We start from the raw sequence: 21,641 nt of genomic DNA, 5'->3' as shown, positions 1-21,641 counted from the left end.
ACCGGATCGCCACGACCGTGTAACAAGCCTGTATCGGCGATCCGGAGCCGACGTGTGGTCCCCCGCAAGTTCGCGGGACAACCGGGGAGGGGGCAAGGCAACGGGGCCGCAGACCGGTCAGCAATTGGCAATTGGCCATTGGACCGCAAGTCCCCCTCCGACGCGGGCCGGAACCCGCTGGCAGAAGGTCGCCCCTCCAAAGGGCCCCCGGGAGCGACTAGCATTCCCCCATGGAACAACTGTCTGCTGACCGTCATTGTCCCTCCCGTCGCGCGCGTGTCCTAGCCGCCGCCCTGCTGCTGGGCGCCGCGGCCCCCACTCTGGCTGAAGGCCAATCGGCCAAGCTGGATCTGGTCATCGCCACCACGACCGATGTTCACGGTCGACTGCGAGCCTGGGACTACTACGCGAACGCGCCCGATCCAGCGCATTCGCTGGCCGCTGCGGCCACCATTGTCGACTCGGTGCGCGCCGCGCATCCGGGTCGGGTCGTCTTGGTGGAAGCGGGGGACATTCTGCAGGGCAATCCACTCACCTACGTGGCGGCGCGTGTCTCGCCGCCGCCGGTGCACCCGGTCATCGCGTCGATGAACGTCATGCGTTACGACGCGGCGGTGCTCGGCAATCACGAATTCAATTACGGGGTGCCGCTGCTCAGGCGCGCCATCGCGCAGGCGAGTTTTCCCTTCCTCGCCGCGAACGTGCAGAACGCCAACGGCAGCAACTTCGTGGCGCCCTGGAACATGGTCACGCGGGCCGGTGTCAAAGTCGCGATCGTGGGTGGTACGACGCCGGGGTCGATGGTGTGGGACCGGGACAACCTCAAACAAGCCGGGGTGACGGTATCCGACATCGTGCCGGCGGTGAAGTCGTCCGTGGCGGCGGCACGACGCGCCAAGGCCGACGTGGTGATTGTCCTGCTGCACTCCGGGCTCGCCGAGCGCGCGACATACGACACCCTGGCCACCGGATTGCCGTCCGAGAACGTTTCGGCGCGCATCCCAAAGGAGATTCCGGGCGTCGATGTAGTGGTGTTCGGGCATTCGCATCGCGAGGTGGTGGACACGACCATCGGCGGGGCGCTGGTGATGCAAGCTCGCAACTGGGCCGGCTCGGTGGGGCTGGGCACCCTCTCCCTGGAAAAGGTGAAAGGGAAGTGGACCGTGGCGGCCCGCCGTGGCGAGCGGGTGCTGGTCACCAATCACAAGGAATCCCCCGCCGTGTTGGCGGCGTCGGTGCGTACGCACGAGACCACACGGGCCTGGGTGCAGGGCACGGTGGGGCAGACCAGCGTGGCGTGGCGCGCGGATAGTGCGCGCGTGGCCGACGTGCCCCTCATGGACCTCGTGGCTGAGGTGATGCTTCGTGAGACGAAGGCGGACCTCGCGGCCGTGTCGGCGTTTTCGCTGGACGCGTCCTTGCCCGCGGGAGGCATCACACGGGCGATGATCTCGCGTCTGTATCCGTACGACAATACACTGCGTGCCGTGCGCATCACGGGAGCGCAGCTACGGGCGTACCTCGAGCATTCCGCGAAGTACTACCGCACGCTCACGCCGTCAGGTGATGCGCCGTCCAACGGCATCATCGATCCGGCAGTGGCAGGCTACAACTTCGACATGATTGCGGGCGCGGACTACGTGCTCGACCTGCGGCAGCCGGTTGGGCAGCGTGTCACCAAGCTGCAGATCCGTGGCCGCGATGTGGTCGCGACGGATTCGTTCACGTTGGCCGTGAACAACTATCGCCAGTCGGGCGGCGGCGCCTACGCGATGCTGGCGACGGCGCCCGTGGTGTATGCGCGGGACACCGAGATCCGGCAGATCATCATCGACGAAATCGAACGCGCGAAGACCATCGAGCCATCGGGCTACTTCACGCCCAACTGGTCCATCGAACCAGCCGCCGCCCGCGAGCTCATTCTGCGTGAATTGCTGCGTGGACGTCGCGCTGAGACCGATGGTCGTTCTTCTGCATCGACGATGGTTGGCACCCCCGGACAGCGCATGTTGCGCGTGATCGCCATGAGCGACTTCCACGCGCAACTCAAGCCACGTTTCGATGGGGCCAATCCGATGGGTGGTGCGGTGGCACTCTCGGCAGCACTTCGGAAGGCACAGGGCGAGTGTGTGTCGCCGGCCTGTGAGAGCGTGATCATCGATGCCGGCGATCTGTTCACCGGCACACCGGCTTCAGATTGGGATTCCGGCCGCCCCACGGTCGGTGTGGTCAACCGGTTCGACATCGCCGCCGGAGCGCTGGGCAATCACGAATTCGACTTTTCGCAGGATACGCTGCGAGTCCGTATGCGCGAACTGCGACATGCGGTGCTGGGCGCCAATGTGCGTGGCCCCGACGGCAAGCTGCCGGCGTGGATCAAGGCTGACACCATCGTGCAGCGCGGAAACCTGCGCATTGGCATTGTAGGCGCTGCCGGTACGCACACGTCGTCTTCGGCGGCGCGCCGCAAGGTGGCGGGCCTCACCTTCATCGATCCGTTGCCGGTCTATCAGGAGCGCGCGAAGGCGCTGCGCGCGGCAGGTGCACAGGTCGTCCTTTTTGTGGTGCACGACGGTGGTCGCTGTGAGCGGGACCGGCCGACGGTGTGCGAAGGTGAAGGTATCGCACTCGGGAAGCGTGTCGCGGCACTCGGCGCGGAGCGTCCCGATGCGTACATCATGGGCCATGCCCATGTGAATCTGACCTTCGATTTCGAAGGCATGCCCGCCGTGGAGCCCACTTCGAGTGGCCGCGGCATCGTGATCATCGACCTGCCGATTGGCGGCGGTGCGGCGCGCACGGAGATTCGCCCGGTGCGTGGCGATGCCATCGAAGGCGCGGAAGCGTCGGTGGATTCCATCGTGCGTGTGGCGACAGCCCGGTCGGAGGCCAAGGAACAGCAGCCTGTGGCCACGATCGCGAGCGATCTGCGGCGACGCGGCAACCAGTATCCGTTGGGCAACCTGATCGCCGACGCCGCGCGCACGATGGGCGCGGGTGATGTGGGGATGATCAACAATGGTGGTATCCGCATCGATGTGCGGGCCGGTCCGTTGCTGTTCGGCGGTGTGCATCTCATCAGCCCGTTCGGCAATGTGTTGACGCGGATGCGGGTGCGCGGGCGCGATCTCAAGCCGATGATGGAGCGCACCTTCGAGAACGGAGCTCCCCACGCACACGTGAGCGGCTTGCTGATCGAGTACGACTCGTCACGTGCCGATGGGGATCGGATCGTACGCATCACCATGGCCAATGGTGCGGCCATTCAGCCCGATCGCATCTACGGCGTGGTGATGAATGATTTCATGATCGACGACCTGTACACCGACCTGCAGAAGACGGCGGTGTCTACGGAGTATCTGCCGTTGCGCGACAGCGATGTGTTGGCCGAGTATCTCCGTCGCCAGCCACAGCCCATTCAGGCCGACACCACGGTGCGTATTCGCCCGGTTACCGCGGGAGCACGATGATGGCTCAAGTCGAGGTTCGTGCGTTCGTGAATGAACGCGGAGTGAGTGTACCCGCCGGGTCGACGGCGCTCGACGCGGTGCGCGCGCTGTTGCCCGCATCGGCCGATCAGATCGACGGGGGGACGGCGCGCCTGACGGATAGCCGCGGGTTGCCGGTCGATGCGCACGAGCCCCTGGTGAATGGCGCCATCTACCGCGTGGTGCCGGTACGCGAGCGGCTCGCCGACACGGCGGTGGACGGCGACGCATGAGTGCCGACGCTGCCGTGCTCGCCGAGTTGATCCGTCGGCTCCCCAAGGCGGAGTTGCACTGCCATCTCGATGGCTCGCTGCGGCCCGCCACGCTGATGGAGTTGTCCACCGCGCGTGGTATCGGATTGCCGGCCGCCACGCCGGACGCGCTGGCGACCTGGATGCGGGTGGATGATGCCCGCAATCTCGAGGAGTATCTCGCGCGCTTTGGTGTGACCTTGGCGGTGATGCAGTCGGCCGCTGAGCTGGAGCGGGTGGCCTACGAGTTCGTCATCGATGCCGCCCTCGATGGGGTGCGGTACATCGAAGCGCGGTTCTGTCCGGCGCTCAATGTGCGTGATGGCTTGTCGCTAGCCGACGTGATGGACGCCGTGTTTCGTGGTCTCGCACGGGGCGAGCAGGAATCGGGTACGGTGGCGCGTGTGATCGTGTGCGCGTTGCGCAGTTTCCCGTGGCCGCATGCCATGGAGATGGCGGAATTGGCCGTGGCGTATCGAAATCGTGGTGTGGTGGCATTCGACCTCGCCGGTGGCGAAATCGGCAACCCGGCGGAAGCGCACGCGCTGGCCTTCGACTATGCGCGTGCCGCGAATCTGGCCGTCACGGTGCACGCCGGCGAAGGCGATGGAGCAGGGTCCATTGCCCAGGCCGTGCATCGCTGCGCCGCCGATCGCATCGGTCATGGCACACGGCTGTTCGAAGACCCAACGCTCGAAGCCTATGTGGTGGATCGCCGCATTGCGTTGGAAGTGTGCCCGACGAGCAACGTGCAGACCCGCGTGGCCCACACCTTCGCCGAACACCCACTGGGGCGCTACGTGTCGCTGGGGGCGCTTGCCACTGTCAACACCGACAACCGGCTCATGAGTGGTGTGTCGCTGAGCGACGAGTTTCGGCACTGTGCCACACAACTGCGTTTCAGTGCGGATACGCTGGCCACACTCGCGCTCAATGCCTTCGACGCAGCGTTCATTCCGTGGCCCGAGCGTCAGGGTCTTCGCGCCACCGCGGCGCGCGATATCGAGACCTGGCTGACCGATGCACGCCAGATCATGGGGATGACTGTATGAGCAGTCGGGTATTCGAGACCTCCATGCACGAAGCCCGTCCCCCGGCCATGGGGGCCGGAGCCGCACGCGTGGCCGCCGACTACATCAGGCAGCGTGTCGGTCCTGCGGCGCCCGCACCGGTGTGTGGCATCGTGCTGGGATCTGGTCTGGGCGGACTGGCGGATCGTCTCGTCGATGCGGTGCGCATCCCCTTTTCTCACGTGCCGGGATTTCCCACGGCCACGGTGGCAGGCCATGCCGGACAGTTGCTGGTCGGCACGCTCGCCGATCGTCCGGTGGTTGCCCTTGCTGGCCGGTTCCACATGTACGAAGGGCACGAGGCCGCATTGGCGGCCTTTCCAGTGCGTGTCCTGCATGCACTCGGCGCACCGGTGTATATCGCCTCCAATGCCGCCGGTGGCGTGCGTCGCACGTTTTCCGCTGGTGATCTGATGCTGATTGCCGATCACATGAATCTCATGTTCCGCAATCCGCTGATCGGCAGTACGGAGCCCGGCGACGAGCGCTTTCCCGATATGTCCGATCCGTACGACCGGGACCTGCGTGCCCGCATGCGTGCCGCGGCGCAGGTGGTCGGTGTGCCGCTGCACGAAGGGGTGTATTGTGGCCTGCTCGGTCCGACCTACGAAACGCCGTCCGAAGTCCGCATGCTCGAGCGTATGGGCGTCGACGCGGTGGGCATGTCCACGGTGCCAGAAGTGATCGTGGCGCGAGCGTTGGGCATGCGGGCCGTGGCCGTTTCCTGCATCACCAACAAGGCGGCTGGGCTGTCCGCCGAAAAGCTGTCGCACGCCGAGGTGATGGAAGCGGGAAAGGCCGTCGCCGGCCACTTCGAAGCGCTGATCACCGAGTTCGTGCGACAGCTCCCTGCTGCGTCCTGACCAGACGCGTCAGCGTCTGGCGGGTGTGCGCGGCAGACTGGCCAGGCGGCGCTTGAAGGCCTGAAAGGCGGGCGAGTCGCGAGACAGGGAACTGAGCACGATCTTGTCGAGCTTCGCGATTTCCTCCTCGGTTGTCTCGATGCGGCTTTCTTCGATGGGGTGTGACGCGAAGAAGCCCTCCACGCCGGACGGATTGGTCTGTCGCTCCGCCAACAGGATGCGGAACATGCTGGGCATGCCACGCGGATCGATTCCCGAGCGAGTGACGTACTTCACCCCAAAGCGGTCCGCTTCGGTTTCGTCGTCGCGACTGAACTTGGCAAATCCCGCCTGTGCCAGTACCTGCACACCAGCCCCTGCCGCGCCCTGACACACCGACGGCGCGAGGATGCAGCCAATGCTGAGTCCCGCATTGGCACGCTGGGCGGCCGCCATCTGCTTCATGCTGTGGCGCTGGGTGACGTGTGCGATCTCATGACCGATCACGCCGGCCAGCTCGGACATGTTGGTGGACTTCTCGATGAGGCCGCGGTTCACGTAGATGTGGCCACCGGGCACCGCGAAGGCGTTGATATCGCCCTGATCGACCACGTTGAAATGCCACGTCAGGCTGCGGTCATCGACCACGCGAGCGATGGAGTCGCCCAGCACGTTGATGTAGCGCACGATTTCCGGGTCCCGCACGATGGGCAACTCACGCTCGATCTGCTGCGCGTAGTCGTTACCCATGGCCACTTCCTGGCTCGTATTTGGCACACACGCCGCAAACAGGACACCAGCGCCAAGCAGCAGCACGGTCCGCATGGCGGACTGTCCTGTGGTCGTCGCGGTTGCCCCCCACGTCGCGGGATGCGGTCGATCGGTGGTTGTCACGGTTGTTGTCATGGTCTCCTCACTCTTGTCCTGCTATCGTTGCAGGCGACACCCTGCAGGGTGATGGGTTCTACCCATATCGCCCCCAATTTGCGCCACCCGGCCCCTGACCACTGCCTGACGCTGCCGTGAAGCTACTGACCCTCGCCAGAGACCTGCAGCGCCGAAAAGGCCGTGAGCGGCAGCACCGCTTCGTGGCGGAAGGCACGCGCACGGTGGAGGGGCTGCTGGCATCGGGGCTGCCCGTGACGGGGGTGCTGGTGAGTGCCAGCGGGCTGGAGGATGGCCGCACCGCCGCACTGGTGGCTCAGGCCCGCGATCGGGGCGTGCAGGTCCTGGAGGTCGGTGACGCTGAGCTGATGGGCGCAGCCGATACCGAATCACCGCAGGGAATTCTGGCTGTCGCGCCCATCCCCGACCACCGGTTGCCGACGCCCATGCCGCCTTGTGCGCGGATCCTGGTGCTGGATGCCCTCCAGGATCCGGGCAATGTGGGTACCGTCATCCGGACCGCTGCGGCCCTCGGGGTCTCGGCAACCATCGCGCTGCCTGGAACGGTGGACCTCTGGAACGCCAAGGTGGTCCGTGGGTCCATGGGGGCGCTCTTCCATCACCCGGTGCTGGCCATGTCGTGGGAGGACTGTGCCGCCCAGCTCGGACTGGCGGCCTTCGTGATCATGGCGGCCGATACCGATGGCGTGAACATCGCCGACCTGCGCCCCGGGCAGGTGCCAGACCGGGTGGCCCTGGTGGCCAGCAACGAGGGGGCCGGGCTGTCGGCTCACTTGGCGTCGGCGGTCACCCAACGGGTGGCCATCGCGATGGAGCCGACCGTGGAGTCTCTGAATGTGGGCGTGGCGACGGGGATCCTGTTGCACGCCCTGCGTGAGGGGCAGTACCGCGACGTGTCTGCGGTCTCCTCCTGATCGTGGCGCTGGCCCCATCTGGTTCGTCTTGAGCGCATGGCTGCCGACTTCGAATTCAATGGACCGCTGACCGCGGGCCTGCTGCACGCTCTCCCGGTGCTGGACCAGATCCTGGTGCTGCTTCCGTTTTTCGTGCTGGGCGCGGCGATCGGTTCGTTCCTGAACGTGTGCATCTCGCGCTGGCCGCATGAGCTGAGCGTGATCAAGCCGCGCTCGCGATGCCCGCGTTGCGAGCGCCCGATTGCCTGGCACGAGAACATCCCGCTCGTTAGCTGGTTGATGCTGCGTGGCAAGTGTCGAGGCTGCGCGTTGCCGATTTCCGTCCAGTATCCGCTCGTGGAATTGCTGGTGGCCCTGGGGTGGGTGGTCAGCGTGTATGCGTATGGCGTGACGCTGGAAGCGCTGCGGGTGGCGCTGTTTGGCACAGTGTTGCTTGGCATCGCCATCACTGATGCGAAACACTATCTCATTCCCGACGGATTCACGATCACCGGACTGGTGCTGGTTCTCGTGCTGGCCATCGTGAACCTGTTCGTACAGGACACCTCGCATTTTGTGTCGGCATGGCCGGCCATTCTCGGGGCCTGTGTCGGCGCGGGGGCGATCACGCTCATCGGCTGGATCGCCGAAGTGATCATGAAGCGTGAAGCCATGGGGTTTGGTGACACCACACTCATGGCGGTGGTCGGTGCTGCGGTGGGGGCGGAGCGTGCCTTGCTCACCATCATCGCCGGCGCGTTTGTCGGGGCGGTGGTGTTCCTGCTCATTGTCGGTCCGATCGTGAAAGTGCGCACGGCGCGCCGCGGTGAACCCTTCGCGTTCCCGGATGTTCCATTCGGGGTGTTCCTTGCGCCTGCCGCGATGCTGGTCTTGCTTTGGGGAGAGGCGCTGATCACCTGGTACGTGCAGCGCGCCTTCCCAGCCTGAGTCGTCGACATGTCCGAGCCTGTATCGCCGGTGCGCACCCCGCTGCGCGCCCCGTTTCGTCGTTTCCGTCGTGGTCCGATCGCGATATCCGCGCTGCTGCTCGCCCTGACGGCGTGTGGCGACAAAAAAGCCGTGGGGGATGGCCCCCACGCGGATCTCGTCGCGAAGTACGTACCACGTATCGAGAAAGAGCTGGGGTTGCCGTTCAAAACGCCGCCCAAGCTCGAAACGCGCTCCCGCGACGAGGTGGCCAAGTTTGTGCGCCATCAGCTCGACAGCGAACGGGGCAAGCAGCAGATCGCCGGACAGGAGGGTGTGTACCGCATCCTCGGACTCATCCCCGACACCCTGCAACTCGCAGGGCTGTTGCAGCGCCTGCTCGAGGAGCAGATCGTGGGTTACTACGATCCGGCCACGAAAGTGCTGTATGTGGTCGATGGTGCCCCCACCGCACTGCTCGATCAGACGGTGGCCCATGAGCTCGTGCATGCGCTGCAGGATCAATACGTCAACATCGACTCCATTCAGTCAGCCACGGGCGACGCCGATCGCCAGGTCGCTGCGCAGGCGGTGCTCGAAGGGCAGGCCGTGTTCATGCAGCTACGGGTCGATCCCAACGCCAGCCCGATGCTCAGGATGCCGGGCGGATGGGACCGCATCCGCGATCTCATTCGCGATGGCTCGGTCGGCATGCCGGTATTCGGGTCCTCACCGCGGGCCATCCGTGAGGGATTGTTGTTTCCCTATCTCGGTGGCGCGGATTTTGTCCGACGGTTCATCACTCAGCGCCCGGAAAAGGAACTGCTCACCGATCTGCCCATCAGCACCAAGCAGATCCTGAGCGACGCCGCCTACTTCACGGCCACGCCGGCCGAACGTGATGCCCCGACGTTGGTGACGCTGCCGGCGCCGCGCCGTGGTACGGTGGTGTTCACTAACACATTCGGTGAATTCGAGACGCGGCTGGCATTGTCGCAGCACCTCAAGAACGACGAACTCGCGCTTCGTGCGGCGAGTGGTTGGGATGGTGATCGCTTCGCGCTCGTGCGCACACCGGAAGGTGATGCATTGGTGTGGGCGACCACGTGGGACTCCCCCGTCGATGCGGCCGATTTCCTTGATCTCATGGGCGATGCTGCGCGTCGTCGCTACGAACGGGGAAAGCCCACCATCGAACCCGGCGCGACCGCACGTCGTATCGATATCCCAGCCACACCGAAGCGGGCCGCACGCACCGTCACCGTGCAGTTGGAACAGTTGGGCGGGACTCCCGTAGTGATCTACATGGACTTCCCCGCTGGTACCTCAGCGCCGATCGATCCGGCCCGCATCACCGTCACACGCTGACGTCCCGCGTCACGTGACCATACCGACGGTCTCCAACCAGGAGCTCCCGGCCGCGCTGCGCATCACGCCCGATGACGAGGTGCGGCGCGTCCGCCTCGTGCAGATGAAACGGGTGGCCACCATCATGCTGGTGGTGGTCGCACTCATCTTCGTGGCCGCGCGGGTGTTCGAAAGTCAGTACCACTGGCTGGGTTTTGTGCGTGCTTTCGCGGAAGCTGCCATGGTGGGCGGTATCGCCGACTGGTTCGCCGTCACGGCGCTGTTCCGCCATCCCCTCGGCATTCCCATTCCGCACACGGCCATCGTGCCGTCGCGCAAAGATCGCATTGGCACCGCGCTCGGCAATTTTGTGCAGCGCAATTTTCTCACCCGCGAAGTGGTGGCCGACAAGCTGGCCGCCATGCGGTTGGGGGAGCGCGCGGCCGAGTGGTTGACGCGACCTGAGAACAGCCGCCGTCTGGCACGCGCGGCCGCACACGGACTGTCCGGTGCGGCGAACGTCCTGCGCGACGAGGAAGTACAATCACTCGTGGATCGCGGGATTGTCGCACGTCTGCGCAAGATGGAAGCGGCTCCACTCGCGGCCAAAGCCTTCGAGCTCCTCACAGCCGACGGTCGCCATCAGACGTTACTCGACGACGCACTCCGCCTGGCCGCGCGTTTCCTCGACGAAAACGAGGCGATGATCCGCGAGCGCATCAAGCAGGAAAGCCCCTGGTGGGTGCCTGGTGCGGTGGAAAGCCGCCTCGGCGACAAGATCGTCACCGGAGTGGAGAAGACTCTGGTGGCGGTCGCTGCCGACCCCACGCATCCGCTGCGCAAGCGCTACGACGAGGCGGTCGATCGCTTTGTGGTGAATCTGCGGGAAAATCCGGACACCATCGCGCGCGCCGAACAGATCAAGCTCGACCTGCTCAACCACCCCAGCGTGGCGGAGTTTTCACGCGAAGTGTGGACCGATGTGAAGGAGCGCATTGCCACGTATGCGGAACGCCTCGCCGACGAAGCCGAGCAGGAACCGGACCAGCTCGAACGCTGGCTCACGAGTCTTGGCCACAAGGTGCTGCAGGATCCCACCCTTGCCGCCAAAGTGAACGGCTGGATCGTGGAGCTGGTGACCTATTCGGTGGAGCAGGCACGCGAGGAAGTCGCGCGCCTGATTGCTTCCACTGTGGCGGCGTGGGACGCCAACGCCACGTCCCGCAAGATCGAGCTACAGATCGGCCGTGATCTGCAGTTCATTCGTATCAACGGCACGCTTGTTGGGGGCCTGGTCGGCCTCCTGCTGTACTCGATCGGACTGCTGTTGTAGTCCGTCGTCGTGCATTGGCGGTGCGTCCGCCGAATGCGCGTCCGCATGGGGCAGCAGGGCGAGGTGCAACACTTCGTCCATCGAATTGGCGAACGTGAAGGCCATCTTTGCCCGAACTTCCTGGGGCACGTCGCGGACGTCCTTCTCGTTCCCCTTCGGCAGAATCACTTCGCGCAGGCCCGCTCGATAGGCGGCGAGCACTTTCTCCTTCACACCGCCGATTTCGAGCACGCGGCCCCGCAGCGTCACTTCGCCCGTCAGCGCGAGATCGCGACGCACGGGGCGGCGCGACAGAGCGCTGGCCAACGCGAGTGTGACAGCGATGCCCGCCGAAGGACCATCCTTCGGAATGGAACCGGCGGGGAAGTGCAGGTGCAGATCCGCTTCGCGGAATTCGGTTTCTTCGATGCCGAGCGCCTGCGCCCGAGAGCGCACGAACGAATACGCCGCGTCGACCGATTCGCGCATCACGTCCCCGAGTTGACCGGTGACCGTGAGCTTGCCGTTGCCCGGCATGCGCAGCGCCTCGATGGTCATCAGTTCACCGCCGGTACTGGTCCAGGCCAGTCCCGTCACCGCCCCGATTTCCGGTTCCTTCTCTGCCTCTTCCATGGGGAAACGCGGAGCACCCAGAATATCTTCGGTGCGCACCGCGTTGATCTCCCATGCGGTATCATCGCCGTCGGCCTTGGCGCGCGCGCGCTTGCGCATGATCGACGCGATGGAACGTTCGAAGGTGCGCAGTCCGGCTTCCCGGGAGTAACGGCTGGTGATGAAACCCAGCACACTCTCGGGAATGTGCAAATCCGATTCCGTAAGCCCGTGATCTTCCAGCAGGCGCGGAATGAGGTACCGCTGTGCGATCTCGACCTTCTCTTCGATCGTATAGCCGGCGATGCGGATCACTTCCATGCGATCCCGCAGTGGTCCCGGAATATCAAAGAGATTGTTGGCCGTGCAGATGAACAGCGTGCTGGACAGATCGAACGGCAGGTTCAGATAGTGATCGACAAACGTGGTGTTCTGCGACGGGTCGAGCACTTCCAGCATCGCCGCGGTGGGGTCACCACCCGATCCGCCCGATGACATCTTGTCGATCTCGTCGATCATGATGACGGGATCGCGCACTTCCACACGACGCAGCGCCTGAATCAGCATGCCTGGCATGGCGCCTACGTAGGTGCGACGATGTCCGCGGATTTCCGCTTCGTCGCGCACACCGCCGACGGAAATGCGATAGAACGCGCGATCGATGCTCTTGGCGATGGCTTCACCCAGCGACGTCTTGCCAGTGCCCGGCGGTCCCACGAAGCAGAGGATGGGGCCCGTTGGATCGCCACCACGCAGCTTGCGCACGGCCAGATACTCGATGATGCGCTCCTTGGCTTCATCGAGACCATAGTGCCGCTCGCCGAGGGCGTCTTCGACCTTGCTCAGCAGGATCTGCTGATCGTTGGCGCTGCGTGTGTGCCATGGCAGGGCCAGCACCCAATCGAGGTAGGTGCGCAGTACCTGATATTCGCTCGATGCCGGCGACAGCATGCGCAGGCGCTCGGTTTCACGGCGCGCCTCGGCGCCCACTTTTTCGGGCAGCTTGGCTTCGTCGATGCGGCGCAGCAGGTCGATCGATTCCTTTTCGTTGGGGTCGGCTTCACCCAACTCCGACTGGATGGCGCGCAACTGCTGGCGAAGATAGAACTCGCGCTGGTGCTGCTCGATCTTGATTTCCGTCTGCTTCTTCACGTCCTCCATGACACGGGCGCGTGCCACTTCACGCTCGAGGCGCGAGAGGATGAATCGGATGCGCTGACCGATGTCGAGGCGCTGGAGCACCTCTTCCTTGTCGGCGATGCGCAGATTCATGTTCGTGGCCGCGAGGTCCGCAAAACGTCCCGGATCGGAGACGTTCATCTTGAGGATCTGCGGCACCTCGTTCGGAATGCGATCGACCAGCTCGGCCAGCGTTTCGGCGGCGGCCACGGTGCGGGCGACCAGTTCGTCCAGCTCAGCCGGCTCCGGTGGCGTTTCCTTGGCCCCCTGAATGCGGGCGATGGAAAACGGCGTCACCTGATCGATGGCGTCGATCGTGATGCGGCGCAGCCCCTGCAGTGTGATTTGTACGGTGTCACCGGGCAGGTTGATGCGTTCATGCACCCGGGCCGCGACGCCTACACGCCCCACGAACCGTTCGGGTTCGATAGCGTCGTCATTGTCGCCCGATGCCACCACCAGCGCGACCACCAGCCCCGATTCTTCGTGGGCCCGCAGCAGGGCCAGGTTTTCGGGGGCGCCCATCTGGACGGCAATCGTACCCAGGGGGTAGACGATCGTGGAGCGCAGCGCCATCAGGGGCAGCGTCGGCGGAAGCTCAGCGCGGAGGATTTCTTCCTTACGCTGACCGCGGGGCATCTGAATGGAGGGGAAGCGCGACGATGGTCTGGACACGGCAGGCTGACCGGAGGAGTGACACTGCGAACCAGCAAGGCCAATCTAGGCCGCAGGCTGGGAGCGGCAACGCGTGATTCCGACGCAAGATGCGTATGGGGCGGCCCATTCCGTCACCCCCACGGCCCATGTGCTGTGACGCGCGTAGTACAAGCCTGCCCGTCCGGGTGGTAGCTTTCCGGCATGTTCGACGAGCTCACAGACAAACTCGGTAACGTCTTCGCCAAGCTTCGCGGCCGTGGCGTCCTGACCGAATCCGACATCAAGGACGGGATGCGCGAGGTTCGCCGCGTCCTGCTCGAAGCCGACGTCAACTTTGCCCTGACCCGCGAGTTCCTCGAGCGGGTGGAAAAGCAGGCGATCGGTGTGCTGCAACTCAAGCAGGTGCAGCCAGCCCAGCAGCTCGTCAAGATCGTGCACGACGAGCTCACTGCCATGTTGGGCGAACGGCGCGAGGGGCTCAAGATGAGCTCTGTGCCGCCCACGGTGGTCATGATGGTTGGCCTGCAGGGCTCGGGTAAAACCACGACGGCCGGCAAGCTGGCCCGTAAGCTCAAGCTCGAGGCCAAGACCACGCGCCTGGTGGCGGCTGACGTGTACCGTCCCGCCGCGATCGATCAGCTCGAGACGCTCGGCAAGGCGCTCGATGTGCCGGTGTATGCCGACCGCACCACCCAGGATGTGGTGAAGATCGCCAAGGCCGGCATCGATCAGGGGGTGCGCAATCGGGATCGGGTGGTCATTGTCGATACGGCGGGTCGCCTGCAGATCGACGCTGACATGATGGACGAGCTCAAGCGGCTCAAGGCTGCCATCAAGCCCGACGAAATCCTGTTCGTGGCCGACGGCATGACCGGCCAGGAAGCGGTGAAGATCGCTCAGGGGTTCAATGAAGCCCTCGATATCACCGGCGTGATTCTGACGAAGCTCGACGGTGATGCGCGTGGTGGTGCGGCGCTGTCGATCTACGGTGTGCTGAAGAAGCCCATCAAGTACATCGGTGTGGGCGAAAAGCCGGATGCGCTCGAAGAGTTCCACCCTGAGCGTATGGCTGGTCGGATCCTGCAGATGGGCGACGTGGTGTCGCTCGTCGAGAAGGCGCAGGAAGCCTTCGACGCCACCGAAGCGAAGAAACTCGAGAAGAAGGTCCGCAAGGAAGGCATGGATCTCGAGGACTTCCTGTCGGCCATGCGTCAGATGCAGAAACTCGGACCCTTCGAGAACCTCCTCAAGCTGCTGCCGGGTGTGAACCCGAAGATGCTGAAGGACGTGAAGATGGATCCGAAGCGCATGAAACACATCGAAGCCATTGTGCTGTCGATGACGCCCCAGGAGCGCAAGAAGCCGGAGTTGATCAACGGTTCACGGCGTGCGCGTATCGCCAAGGGGTGCGGTCGTTCGGTGAGCGAAGTGAATCGCTTGCTCGAACAGTTCCGCGAAATGCAGAAGATGATGAAAAAGATGAGCGGTGGCGCCGGCGGAAAGGGCGGCGGCATGCCGCGCATGCCCTTTGGCGGTGGCGGGATGTTCGGGCCCCGCTGACCGCGGAGCCCGCACTCACCGTTGTCGCGTCTCAGCCTTCGGCTGAGACCACCGTGTCGAGGCCCGGCCAGGCCGGGAGGTTGTACACCACGAGCGTGCGCAGGTAGTGTCGGCCCTCATCACCATGGGCCGACAACACCGCCTCTGCTCCGCGCACCACCGCATCGGCGGGCGCGTACGGTGCTTCGAGGTCTTCCGGGATCACGCCGTTGTCGTGGGCCACGCCCAGCGTATCGAGAAACGTGATCTGATACTTCGGCTCCAGATCCACATAGAGTAGCTGCAGGAGTTCCAACTCATCCTGTGGGGTGAGCGCGCCGAGTCGCAGGGACTCCTTGGCGATGCGCTCTGCGGGCCACGACACCAGTGTGGCGGCGCGGAAGCCGCCACCTTTGGCGGCGATGCGCTGTGCGTAGAGGGTCTTGGCGCCTTTGTGCTTCGCGAGCGCTTCCAGCACGAGTGCCAGCCGGCGTTCGGCGGGCAGTGATTTGAACGGAGAAGGGATCTTGGCCATGCAACAAAACTAACGGCCGATCCCCCGTATGGAGGACCGGCCGTTGCTGGCAAACAGGGCAAACGGGGAGCGCCCGTTCGCCAGGTCCGTCAGGTCTTCCCGCCAGGCATCTCCCATCCCGCTGCTGCCAGGCGTTCGGCGACACGATGCGCGATGGAGTCGGCCAGATCGTCGCTGGACAGCGGCGGAGTGGCATTGCGCGTCATCGGCGGCGGGCCGGCCGGCACGCCAGACAGACGGCGAGCAGCCAGCAGGTCTGCCGCTTCCTGCGAATCGATGCTGGTGGCGACTTCCTTGAGGATGCCGATGTTCAGATCGTAGACCAGGCCGTGCAGCAGGGGACGGCGTCCCTTGGCCCAGGCGTTCTGGATGACCGGCGTTTCGGACAGGTGGTAGAGCTGCTCGAGCACATTGAGTTCCACCACACGATCGAAGCGCGCCTGATCGTCGATAATGGCATCGAGTTCCGGGCGGTTCCAGCGCACCACGTTGCGAATGGGCTGCAACCAGTGATCGACCAGGCCGTGCTGTTCGGTGCTCATGGCGGCCTTCACGCCACCACATCCGTAGTGTCCGGTGACGATGATGTGCTTCACGTCGAGCACTTCCACGGCGTACTGCAGCACGCTCATGGCGTTCAGATCACTGGGCACCACGAGGTTGGCGATGTTGCGGTGCACGAACAAATCGCCCGGCACGGTGCCGGTTACGACATTCGCCGGCACGCGGCTGTCGGAGCAGCCGATGTAGAGGAACAACGGTTCCTGTTTCTTCGCATGGCGCGCGAAGTAGTCTGGGTCGGCTGCCACCACAGCAGCGGCCCACTCACGGTTGTTCTGGATGATCTTGCGGAAGTTATCCATGGGCGGGACTCGTGAAATGTCAGTGCGCGGGAGTCAGGCCGACTTCGGGAATGCCCACGAGCCGGTAATCGATGTTGCGGGAACGCGCGGTTTCGCGGAAGGCGAGAATCACTTCGAGCGCGTCGTAGTCGAAACGTGCCGTACGCCGTCCATCGATTTCCACACGACAGGAGTCCGGCAGCGCCTCGAGTTCCCGGGCGATGCTGGCCTTGCTGAGGAAGGTCACCTGGTCGGGCAGCACGTAGCGGGTGAGGATGGCACCGGCCGGGCTCACCAGAATGAGGCCCGGGCGCCGCATGTGCTCCGCGATGATGAAGGCGATACCGACGACCAATCCAATACCGATACCACGCAGCAGATCGGTGAAGAGAATGGCCACGATCGTCACCGCGAACGGAATGAAATGCGACAGACCGAGACGCCAGGCGGACTTCCACAACGCCGGTGTCGTCAGCTTGAAGCCGGTCACCAGCAGCACGGCCGCCAGCGCGGAGAGCGGGATCAGGTTCAGCACGCGGGCCAGCAACAACACGGCCACGATGAGCAGGATACCGTGCACCACTGCGGAGAGGCGTGTGCGCGCGCCGGCATCGACATTGGCCGAACTCCGCACGATCACACCGGTCACCGGCAGACCACCAAAGAAACCGGAGACCACATTGCCCATGCCCTGGGCGAGCAATTCCCGATTGGCCGGGGCATCGCGCTTCTCGGGATCGAGCTTGTTGGTGGCTTCGAGGCTCAGCAGCGACTCGAGACTGGCCACGATGCCAATGGTCGCCGCAAGAATCCACACCTGCTGGTTCGCCAACGCGCCCCAGTCAGGACGGGTCAGTTGCCCCCACACGCCTTCGGCACCAGTGGTCGGCAAGGTCACCAGATGGGTGTCGCGAATGGCGTACTCTGGTGCCACGGCCAACAACAACTGATTGAGTCCAACACCGAGCACCACGGCCGCGAGCGGGGCGGGGAACAGCTTCATACGCGCCATCGGTGTCTTCGGCCACACCACCATCAAACCCACACCGATCAATGCGGCCGCGATGGCACCAGGCTGCACCTGCTGCAAGGCGTGCCCGATGGCCCCGAAGGTGTTTTCGCCTGACGGACTCACGAAGGAAAAGTCGCCTTCGTAGCCAGCGTCATAGCCCATCGCGTGGGGGATCTGCTTGAGGATCAGCGTGAGGCCGATCGCTGCCAACATTCCCTTGATCACTGACGAGGGGAAGTAGTACCCGATCACACCTGCGCGTGCGACACCCAGTCCGATCTGCAACGCACCACCCAGAATCACGGCGGGCAGGAACTGGGCAAAGCCCCCCACCTGCGCGATGCCAGTGACCACGATGGCCGTCAGACCGGCGGCGGGCCCACTCACCATCAATTGGGAGCCGGACGCCATGCCCACGACGATGCCGCCCACAATGCCGGCCACCACACCGGACAGCAGCGGGGCACCCGACGCGAGGGCGACCCCTAGACAGAGTGGTAGGGCGACAAGGAAGACCACCACGGATGCCGGGACATCATTCCGCCACTCGTCGAAAAATCCTCGAGGTGAGACGGGGCCTGGACTATCGGGTCCTACAGACGACTCGGGTACGCCGTCAGGTGCGCGGGAAAGGGCCGGCATGCGGGAATGGGCCTGAGGAGGGGAACATTCGATGAGAGGGGAGAAAATATATCCCCTTCGAGGAATGGCGCTGCGTCGAACCTATCAAAACGCCAAAGCGGGAACCAAGTTCCGCGAAAGCCCACCCCAATCCCGATAAGATGCCAAGACTTCTCGCTCTGCTGCCGGCGATGGCGTTGTTCGTGGCCTGTCAGTCCGAACCGGCCTACGATGTGGTAATACGTAATGGTACGGTATACGACGGCTCCGGCGATGCGCCCATCGTCGGCGATGTGGCCATCATCGGAGATTCCATCGTCGCGGTTGGCGTTGTTACCGGGTCGGGGCGCACCGAAGTTGACGCCAAAGGCATGGCAGTCTCTCCTGGCTTCATCAACATGCTCAGTTGGGCCACCGAGTCGCTCATCGAGGATGGCCGAAGCCAGAGCGATATTCGGCAAGGGGTCACGCTCGAAGTCATGGGAGAGGGCGAGTCGATGGGCCCACTCTCTGACACATTGCGCACCGCGATGCTGGCCGAGCAGGGGGATCTCAAGTTCCCGATCACCTGGCGCACATTGCGTGGCTATCAGGACTCACTGGTGAGAAAAGGGATCAGCACCAACATCGCATCATTTGTTGGGGCGACCACGGTGCGCATCAATCACGTGGGCTGGGCCGATCGTGCCCCCACACCGTCGGAACTCGAGGCGATGCAGGCCGAGGTGCGCACGGCGATGGAAGAAGGCGCGCTCGGTGTTGGCTCTTCATTGATCTATGCGCCGGCCTTCTATGCGCGCACGCCCGAACTGGTGGCACTGATGAAGGCGGCGGCACCGTACGGTGGCATGTACATCTCGCACATGCGCAGTGAAGGCGTGAAGCTCGAGGAAGCCGTCGATGAGCTGTTGACGATCGCCAAGGAATCCGGCGCGCGCGCGGAGATCTATCACCTGAAGGCCGCCGGCGAGGCCAACTGGCCCAAGATGGCCCGCGTGCTGGACCGCATCGATTCGGCGCGCGCCTCGGGACTCGAGATCACGGCAGACATCTATCCCTATACGGCGGGTGCCACGGGTCTCGATGCGGCGATGCCGCCCTGGGTGCAGGAGGGTGGATACACCGAGTGGGCGCGGCGTCTGCGCGACCCGGCCATTCGCAAGCGCGTGGCGGAAGAGATGCGCACGCCAACCGACCAGTGGGAGAGTCTCTTGCTCGCTGCCGGTACCCCGGATCATGTGATGTTCTCGGGCTTCAAGGCGGATTCGCTCAAGCAGTACACCGGCAAGACGCTCGCCGACGTGGCCAAGCTGCGTGGCACCAGTATCGAAGAAACGGCCATGGATCTCGTGGTGAAGGACGGATCACGTGTCGGCACGATCTATTTCATCATCAATGAAGACAACATTGCCAAGCAACTGCAGCGGCCGTGGGTGAGTGTTGGATCGGACGCGGGTTCGTTGGCTACCGAAGGTGTGTTTCTGAAAAGCAATCCCCACCCACGCGCCTACGGCACGTTTGCGCGGGTGCTCGGCAAATACGTGCGTGAGGATTCCGTGCTCACGCTGCAGGAAGCGGTTCGTCGGTTGACTGCATTGCCGGCCGGCAACCTGCGCATCAAGCGACGGGGCAGTCTCAAGCCCGGCTACTTCGCCGACGTCGTGGTGTTCGACCCGGCCACCATCCGCGACAACGCCACATTCGAGCAGCCGCACCAGTATGCAAGTGGTGTGCGTGAGGTGTTCGTGAACGGCGTGATGGTGCTTTCGAAAGGTGAGCACACCGGTGCCAAGCCGGGGCGTGTGGTGCTCGGACCCGGCGCCAAACAGTAAGACCATACCATGACTTCACGACGCGATTTTCTGCGCACCACGGGGCTGTTGTCCATTGTGCCTGCCGTGGCTCCGATGCTGCCTGGCGATGCGATGAGCATGTCCGATCCTGCGACTGCGCGACGCCGTGTGCAGGCCACGGTCGATCTTGTTGTGCGTGGCGGTACCGTGTTCGATGGCACGGGCGCAAATGGGCGCGAGATGGATGTGGCCATCCATCAGGGTCGTGTGGTGCAGATCGCCGCCCGCATCACGGATCGCGGAACCGAAGAGATCGATGCACGGGGGTTGGCGGTCGCACCAGGGTTCATCGACATCCATTCGCACGGAGACAGTTCGCTGCGGGAAGATCCGCGCGCTGAATCGGCGATCCGGCAGGGGGTGACCACGATCGTGGTGGGCGCCGATGGAAGTTCGCGTTTCACTGGAGACGCTGGCGACTCGTATGCCGAGTGGGCAACGCGCACGGCGGGATACAAGGCGTCGGTGAACGTGGCCTCCATGATTGGTCTCGGCACCGTGCGCGGAAAAGTCATTGGTGAAGTGGATCGCAAGGCGACGGCGGCAGAGCTCACACGCATGACGGCCATGGTGGCGCGCGCGGTGGAGCAGGGGGCGTGCGGTGCGTCGACCGGCCTCGAGTACACACCGGGAGCGTTTGCCTCACGCGACGAACTCATCGCCCTCTGCAAACCCTTGGCCGCACCCCGTCTGCCGTATGCCACGCACATGCGCAACGAAGACGATGAGTTGCTCGAGGCCATCGACGAATCGATTGCGGTGGCCCGTGGAGCGGGATGTCCGTTGCAGATCTCGCATCTCAAGATGCAGGGCACGCGCAACTGGCCGAAATTCGAGAGCTCCATCGCGCGCATCGGCGCCGCACGGGCGGCGGGTATGGATGCGTGGTTCGACGTCTATCCGTATGTCGCGTATGCGACCGGTCTCACCAATCTCTTTCCGGTCTGGGCGCGCGATGGTGGCACGCCGGCGTTTCTGGCGAGGCTCGACAGTGCGGCCACGGCGCAGCGTATCCGCACCGAAGCGTTGGGCAAGGTCGAACTCATCGGCGGATGGGACAACGTCCAGATCTCCCGCGTGAGTGCGGCGGAAGATCGCGACGCCGAAGGCAAGCGCCTCGGGGCCTGGGCGAAGGCGAGAGGCGTGGATCCGTACGAAGGCGCCGTCGGCTTGCTCAAGCGCAACCGCGCCGATGTGGGCATGCTGGGGTTTGCGATGAGCGAGGAGAATCTGGACCGCTTGCTCGCCCACGAGTTTGGTATGGTCTGCTCCGATGGCGGCGCCTTTGCGATTGATGGACCCACCCGGCGCGGCAGTCCCCATCCGCGTGGCGCCGGCACCTTTCCGCGGGTGCTCGGCCGCTATGTGCGGGAACGCAAAGCGCTCAGCCTGGCCAGCGCGATCAATCGCATGACGGCTCGCCCGGCGTCTCGTGTGCACCTGAAGGATCGTGGGGTGCTGGCGCCACGCATGGCGGGGGATGTGGTGGTGTTTGATCCCGCCACAGTGGCCGATACGGCCACGTTCGCCAATCCCTTCCAATATCCGGTGGGCATCCGGGCGGTCGTGGTGAATGGTCGGGTGACGATACGCGATGGACAGCATCTGGCGGCCGCAGGGCAGGTCTTGCGGGCGACCTGAGGGCGGACCCGAGGGGGAATGGTGCAATCGAGGTCCCGGTCGGTGGCGGGGCCTCACCGTGGCACGAACCGCGGGACCAAACGCAGCGCGGGCCGGGTCGATGACCTAAGTTGA

The 21,641-nt window shown here is 64.4% G+C and carries 16 protein-coding genes; 11 read left to right on the top strand and 5 right to left on the bottom strand.

What is annotated here, in order from left to right; genetic code table 11:
- The first annotated feature begins 230 nt into the window (after positions 1-230).
- Genes GAU_RS12140 through GAU_RS12125 form a run of 4 tightly spaced genes read left to right on the top strand, consistent with a single transcriptional unit; the run spans position 231 to position 5,672 of the window.
- The gene (locus GAU_RS12140; protein WP_015894168.1) at positions 231-3,470 is read left to right on the top strand and encodes a 5'-nucleotidase C-terminal domain-containing protein; all 3,240 of its coding nucleotides are present in this window, start codon (positions 231-233) and stop codon (positions 3,468-3,470) included.
- Positions 3,467-3,721, top strand: coding sequence for a hypothetical protein (locus GAU_RS12135; protein WP_041265503.1), 255 nt, complete (start codon positions 3,467-3,469; stop codon positions 3,719-3,721). The genes GAU_RS12140 and GAU_RS12135 overlap by 4 nt, the downstream gene beginning before the upstream one ends.
- A complete protein-coding gene (gene add, locus GAU_RS12130) occupies positions 3,718-4,791 on the top strand; it encodes an adenosine deaminase (protein ID WP_015894166.1) in 1,074 nt (357 codons plus the stop codon). The genes GAU_RS12135 and add overlap by 4 nt, the downstream gene beginning before the upstream one ends.
- A gap of 47 nt (positions 4,792-4,838) precedes the next feature.
- Entirely contained in the window at positions 4,839-5,672 is an 834-nt protein-coding gene (locus GAU_RS12125) for a purine-nucleoside phosphorylase (RefSeq protein ID WP_015894165.1), read from the top strand.
- Positions 5,673-5,681: 9 nt separating this feature from the next.
- Here the strand turns inward: GAU_RS12125 and GAU_RS12120 are convergent, their stop codons facing one another.
- Positions 5,682-6,557, bottom strand: coding sequence for a M48 family metallopeptidase (locus GAU_RS12120; RefSeq protein WP_083765616.1), 876 nt, complete (start codon positions 6,555-6,557; stop codon positions 5,682-5,684).
- A gap of 116 nt (positions 6,558-6,673) precedes the next feature.
- Here GAU_RS12120 and GAU_RS12115 point away from each other — a divergent pair, with 116 nt between their 5' ends.
- From GAU_RS12115 to GAU_RS12100, 4 genes are read left to right on the top strand one after another with little or no spacing between them, the layout of a single operon-like run.
- Entirely contained in the window at positions 6,674-7,471 is a 798-nt protein-coding gene (locus GAU_RS12115; protein ID WP_015894163.1) for a TrmH family RNA methyltransferase, read from the top strand.
- A gap of 36 nt (positions 7,472-7,507) precedes the next feature.
- Positions 7,508-8,398 (top strand): prepilin peptidase, encoded by an 891-nt coding sequence (locus GAU_RS12110; protein WP_015894162.1) that lies wholly within the window; start codon positions 7,508-7,510, stop codon positions 8,396-8,398.
- Between the two features lie 9 nt (positions 8,399-8,407).
- Positions 8,408-9,745, top strand: a complete 1,338-nt coding sequence (locus GAU_RS12105) for a hypothetical protein (protein ID WP_015894161.1) — start codon at positions 8,408-8,410, stop codon at positions 9,743-9,745.
- Between the two features lie 13 nt (positions 9,746-9,758).
- Positions 9,759-11,057: a DUF445 domain-containing protein gene (locus GAU_RS12100; RefSeq protein ID WP_015894160.1), complete on the top strand. Its 1,299-nt coding sequence runs from the start codon at positions 9,759-9,761 to the stop codon at positions 11,055-11,057.
- Here the strand turns inward: GAU_RS12100 and lon are convergent.
- Positions 10,959-13,502 (bottom strand): endopeptidase La, encoded by a 2,544-nt coding sequence (lon, locus tag GAU_RS12095; RefSeq protein ID WP_156799012.1) that lies wholly within the window; start codon positions 13,500-13,502, stop codon positions 10,959-10,961. The genes GAU_RS12100 and lon overlap by 99 nt on opposite strands.
- A gap of 183 nt (positions 13,503-13,685) precedes the next feature.
- Between lon and ffh the strand changes: the two genes are divergently transcribed.
- Positions 13,686-15,044: a signal recognition particle protein gene (gene ffh, locus GAU_RS12090; protein ID WP_015894158.1), complete on the top strand. Its 1,359-nt coding sequence runs from the start codon at positions 13,686-13,688 to the stop codon at positions 15,042-15,044.
- Between the two features lie 31 nt (positions 15,045-15,075).
- On the opposite strand, the gene GAU_RS12085 is transcribed toward ffh, so the two are convergent.
- The 3 genes from GAU_RS12085 to GAU_RS12075 all read right to left on the bottom strand — a co-directional run bounded on the left by GAU_RS12085 (position 15,076) and on the right by GAU_RS12075 (position 18,054).
- On the bottom strand, positions 15,076-15,558 hold the full coding sequence (locus GAU_RS12085; RefSeq protein WP_015894157.1) for a hypothetical protein: 483 nt from the start codon (positions 15,556-15,558) through the stop codon (positions 15,076-15,078).
- An 89-nt stretch (positions 15,559-15,647) separates the two neighbouring features.
- On the bottom strand, positions 15,648-16,421 hold the full coding sequence (locus GAU_RS12080; RefSeq protein WP_015894156.1) for a carbonic anhydrase: 774 nt from the start codon (positions 16,419-16,421) through the stop codon (positions 15,648-15,650).
- A 19-nt stretch (positions 16,422-16,440) separates the two neighbouring features.
- Positions 16,441-18,054: a SulP family inorganic anion transporter gene (locus GAU_RS12075; protein ID WP_015894155.1), complete on the bottom strand. Its 1,614-nt coding sequence runs from the start codon at positions 18,052-18,054 to the stop codon at positions 16,441-16,443.
- A gap of 140 nt (positions 18,055-18,194) precedes the next feature.
- Between GAU_RS12075 and GAU_RS12070 the strand changes: the two genes are divergently transcribed.
- Positions 18,195-19,865, top strand: a complete 1,671-nt coding sequence (locus GAU_RS12070; RefSeq protein ID WP_041265502.1) for an N-acyl-D-amino-acid deacylase family protein — start codon at positions 18,195-18,197, stop codon at positions 19,863-19,865.
- Positions 19,866-19,874: 9 nt separating this feature from the next.
- Positions 19,875-21,527, top strand: a complete 1,653-nt coding sequence (locus GAU_RS12065) for an N-acyl-D-amino-acid deacylase family protein (RefSeq protein ID WP_052574409.1) — start codon at positions 19,875-19,877, stop codon at positions 21,525-21,527.
- The last annotated feature ends 114 nt before the right edge of the window (positions 21,528-21,641 follow it).

The organism is Gemmatimonas aurantiaca T-27 (assembly GCF_000010305.1).
In the GTDB taxonomy this organism is placed as follows: domain Bacteria; phylum Gemmatimonadota; class Gemmatimonadetes; order Gemmatimonadales; family Gemmatimonadaceae; genus Gemmatimonas; species Gemmatimonas aurantiaca.
The sequence above is the reverse complement of the archived record's forward strand: the minus strand, read 5'-3'. Positions and strand labels throughout refer to the sequence as shown.

Bases quoted from the DNA above. Each gene is read 5' to 3' on its own strand.
- GAU_RS12140 (WP_015894168.1), top strand. From the start codon at position 231: ATGGAACAACTGTCTGCTGACCGTCATTGTCCCTCCCGTCGCGCGCGT.
- GAU_RS12135 (WP_041265503.1), top strand. From the start codon at position 3,467: ATGATGGCTCAAGTCGAGGTTCGTGCGTTCGTGAATGAACGCGGAGTG.
- add (WP_015894166.1), top strand. From the start codon at position 3,718: ATGAGTGCCGACGCTGCCGTGCTCGCCGAGTTGATCCGTCGGCTCCCC.
- GAU_RS12125 (WP_015894165.1), top strand. From the start codon at position 4,839: ATGGGGGCCGGAGCCGCACGCGTGGCCGCCGACTACATCAGGCAGCGT.
- GAU_RS12120 (WP_083765616.1), bottom strand. From the start codon at position 6,557: ATGACAACAACCGTGACAACCACCGATCGACCGCATCCCGCGACGTGG.
- GAU_RS12110 (WP_015894162.1), top strand. From the start codon at position 7,508: ATGGCTGCCGACTTCGAATTCAATGGACCGCTGACCGCGGGCCTGCTG.
- GAU_RS12105 (WP_015894161.1), top strand. From the start codon at position 8,408: ATGTCCGAGCCTGTATCGCCGGTGCGCACCCCGCTGCGCGCCCCGTTT.
- ffh (WP_015894158.1), top strand. From the start codon at position 13,686: ATGTTCGACGAGCTCACAGACAAACTCGGTAACGTCTTCGCCAAGCTT.
- GAU_RS12085 (WP_015894157.1), bottom strand. From the start codon at position 15,558: ATGGCCAAGATCCCTTCTCCGTTCAAATCACTGCCCGCCGAACGCCGG.
- GAU_RS12080 (WP_015894156.1), bottom strand. From the start codon at position 16,421: ATGGATAACTTCCGCAAGATCATCCAGAACAACCGTGAGTGGGCCGCT.
- GAU_RS12075 (WP_015894155.1), bottom strand. From the start codon at position 18,054: ATGCCGGCCCTTTCCCGCGCACCTGACGGCGTACCCGAGTCGTCTGTA.
- GAU_RS12070 (WP_041265502.1), top strand. From the start codon at position 18,195: ATGCCAAGACTTCTCGCTCTGCTGCCGGCGATGGCGTTGTTCGTGGCC.
- GAU_RS12065 (WP_052574409.1), top strand. From the start codon at position 19,875: ATGACTTCACGACGCGATTTTCTGCGCACCACGGGGCTGTTGTCCATT.